Here is a 3,267-nt window from a genome sequence, read left to right as displayed (position 1 = left end):
CGCAACTCTTTAACGACCTGATTGTAGTTCGTACCGATGGCACGGAACTGGGCGTGGAAGTCCGACAGTTTGGTGTAGTAGTCCACCAGCGTCTTGTCCACCTTCAGCACCTTGAACTTCTGTCCGAAGAAATGCGCCTTGAGAAAGACGGCTTTCGCATACACGTTCGATTCCTCGTACATCATTAGGAACCTGTTCCATTCCACATCGTCGAAGCGCACCATCACGCAGTGCGTCTTCGGATTCAATTTGGGATTTCTCCCGTACTTGCTCTTCTTTTTCATTCTTCTTATTCTTTTAATTTTATGGTTTGTCCATTGTTGGAAAATCCAGTGTAAGCTGCCCCCTAAAACCAAGCGATTCTGCCCCCTTGTGCTAAAATAATCCTACCCCCTTGATTCCAATATAAAAATACCCCTGCTTGACAATGCCCGGCAGGGGATTTTTCGTAGATTTGATTCCCGTCTTGACCGGTGGGATAAAATCATTTCTACTATGACAACAAAGATAGCAAACATCCTCCAATGTTACGCATTGGGGATGGGGATAAAGCAGATAAGCAGGAGCTTTGAGCTTTCCCGCAACACGGTGCGCAGATATGTGCGCCTGTTTCAAGAGTGTGGTATACCGATAAAGGAGTTGGCCGCCATGCCTTCCGCTCGCATCCAGGAAATGTTCTCTGAAGGTGTTGGCCGTAACAGGGAACCGTCACAACGCCAGCTTGAGCTTGAGGCACTCCTTCCTGAGTATGCTGCCCGGCTTAGCCGCCGAGGCGTAACAGTGAAAACCCTGTACGAAGAGTACCGCGAGACCCATCCTGACGGATACAGACATGCCAGTTTCGGCAACTATCTCATGCGTTACCGTATGGTGACACATGTCGTAGGCCATGTCGAGCATTATGTCGGAGACCAGATGTATATCGACTTCGCCGGTGACAAACTGGAAGTCGTTGACAGTGAAAGCGGTGAATGTCGCAGCGTTGAAGTGTTCGTGGCCATACTTCCGTGCAGCCACTATACCTATTGTGAGGCGGTCTGGTCCCAGTCAAGGCAGGACTTGATTAAGGCGTGTGAGAACGCGCTTCATTTTTACGGCGGGGTTCCGATGGCGATCGTACCAGACAACCTCAAATCGGCGGTAACCCGCAGCGACCGTAACGAGCCGGTAATCAACGAGGAGTTTGCGGCATTTGCCGAACACTACGGATGTACCGTATACCCCACACGGGTACGTTATCCAAAGGACAAGGCCTTGGTGGAGAATGCCGTGAAGCTGCTTTACCGATCCGTCTACGCTGACATCGAGGGTCTTGTATTCCACTCGCTGGAGTCTCTGAATGCGGCCATATCCGAATCGCTCTCGGCCTTCAACGGACGCAGGATGAGCGGGCGTCCCCAGTCCAGACGGGAACAGTTCGAGCAGATTGAGTCCGACTGCCTCCGCCCGCTTCCCGCCATACGCCATCAGATGAAAGAGCGACGCTCCGCAACAGTAATGCGTAACGGCTATGTCACCTTCAGGCTTCACCATTACAGCGTACCGAAAGAGTATATAGGCAAACGTGTCGAGATTGTCTATGATGCGGACACGCTGGAAATATATCATGGCCTGCGTCTGGTGACCACACACCAGCGCGATGACACGCCATACTCCTATACGACCAAGGATGCCCACGGACTGCCCGGACGTCATGGAAGTTATGAAAAGGATCTGGAACAGATTTACGAACGGGCCGGCCAGACAGATAACGTCCTGCTGCTGTATCTGCGCAAGGTGGCGGAACTCAAGAAGTATCCTCCCGCGGCGTTCCGTTCATGCAGAGGCATCATGGCGTTGGAGAAGACCTTCGGGCTGGAACGGTTGGTGGCGGCAAGCGCATGCGCCACGCAACTGCGCCTATACGGATATCAGGAGATAAGGCGGATCCTTGAACGCGGGGATGATGCAGACTTCCTGTCAAAAGACGACATCGACGATGAGGTCCCCGTAACATCTATCCACAAAAACATCCGCGGAGCAGCCTACTTCGCACAATTAAAACATTTAAATAGAGACAACAATGGAAACAAATAATCTTACCGCACCGATAGCTGTCGAAAAAGACCGCAACACGTTGACAATCGAACTGATGAACCGTATGAAGCTGCACGGCATGGCCGCCGCCTTCACTGAAAGCCTGACCTCCACTATGGCAGAAACAATGACAATCGACTCTTTCCTGCACATGTTACTTGCCAGGGAATGGGACTACCGTGCCAATGCAGCCATCCAACGCCTTATACGCGGGGCGGCGTTCCGCTACAAGGCCTGCCTCGAGCAGATAGACTATGCAATCCCGCGTGGCCTTGACCGCAATCAGATGGAGCGGCTTGCATCGCTGGAGTTCATCCGCAAGGGACAGAACCTCTTCATCACAGGGTCATCCGGTACCGGGAAGAGCTTCCTTGCCACAGCAATGGGGTATGAAGCCTGCAAGAAGGGCATACGGACATATTATGCGAATGCTCCGAAACTTATGGGTACGCTTAAGGTGGCAAAAGTAAAAGGCACACTGGAATCGGAACTCAAGAGAATCGAACGGAGCACGCTGCTCATATTGGATGACCTCTTCCTTGTGAACCTTGATGCCAAGGAACGACCCATCCTGCTCGATATAATAGAGGACCGACATGGGCGCAAGTCCATCATCATCACCTCGCAACTGCCAACGGACAATTGGTATGATGCAATCGGAGACCCTACAGTAGCAGATGCCATTATGGATCGTATTATACATACGGCGCACCGGATTGAGCTGACAGGAGAAAGTGTCCGTAAAATGGCTGCATACAGAGGGAAATAAACTAAAATAATAATAACCCCATCGGTCAAGACTTTTTAAGGGGGCATTGTTGAATGTTTTAAGGGGGCAGAATCGCTTGGTTTTAGGGGGCAGCTTACACTGGATTTTCCAAGTATTAATGCTTTTAGTTGAGATCTAATTTCTAAAGGATAAGTATAAGAACCTGAAGTGAGTTGTGTTAAATACTTTAAAGAGTCTATATTATATTTGCTTAATTGTATCTGATTAGTTACATTTGCATTATGAAAGCAACAGATAAAAAGGATAATGATATACGTGAATTGTATTTCTCAGATGAGTTTGCAGAGTTCTACGGTATGTTGCAAGATAAAGTAAAAGCTAAGTTTGAACATACTATGGATATTATCAGAACAGAGTATGTACTTAGTACGAAGTTTGTGAAACACTTGGAGCATACGGAC

Annotated in this window: 3 protein-coding genes and 1 pseudogene; 3 read left to right on the top strand and 1 reads right to left on the bottom strand. The window is 49.3% G+C overall.

Annotated elements, in window-relative coordinates; genetic code table 11:
• Positions 1–284: plasmid mobilization protein (locus BWI44_RS12775; protein ID WP_286814418.1), on the bottom strand; the 284-nt coding region annotated here is incomplete at its 3' end.
• Positions 285–495: 211 nt separating this feature from the next.
• Here BWI44_RS12775 and istA point away from each other — a divergent pair.
• The 3 genes and pseudogenes from istA to BWI44_RS12760 form a co-directional block, all read left to right on the top strand.
• Positions 496–2,076, top strand: coding sequence for an IS21 family transposase (gene istA, locus BWI44_RS12770; protein WP_195209334.1), 1,581 nt, complete (start codon positions 496–498; stop codon positions 2,074–2,076).
• Positions 2,063–2,845, top strand: coding sequence for an IS21-like element helper ATPase IstB (gene istB / locus BWI44_RS12765; protein WP_005824105.1), 783 nt, complete (start codon positions 2,063–2,065; stop codon positions 2,843–2,845). The genes istA and istB overlap by 14 nt, the downstream gene beginning before the upstream one ends.
• 242 nt (positions 2,846–3,087) lie before the next feature.
• A pseudogene (locus BWI44_RS12760) lies at positions 3,088–3,267 on the top strand (type II toxin-antitoxin system RelE/ParE family toxin); the annotation flags it as partial.

Origin of the sequence: Bacteroides sp. Phil13, from assembly GCF_001940965.1 — a bacterium.
Lineage (GTDB): Bacteria > Bacteroidota > Bacteroidia > Bacteroidales > Bacteroidaceae > Bacteroides > Bacteroides intestinalis.
Note: the sequence above shows the minus strand (reverse complement) of the source record. Positions and strands in the feature narration are given on the sequence as shown.

Excerpts from the sequence above, each read along its gene's own strand:
- istB (WP_005824105.1), top strand. The coding sequence starts at position 2,063 with ATGGAAACAAATAATCTTACCGCACCGATAGCTGTCGAAAAAGACCGC.
- istA (WP_195209334.1), top strand. The coding sequence starts at position 496 with ATGACAACAAAGATAGCAAACATCCTCCAATGTTACGCATTGGGGATG.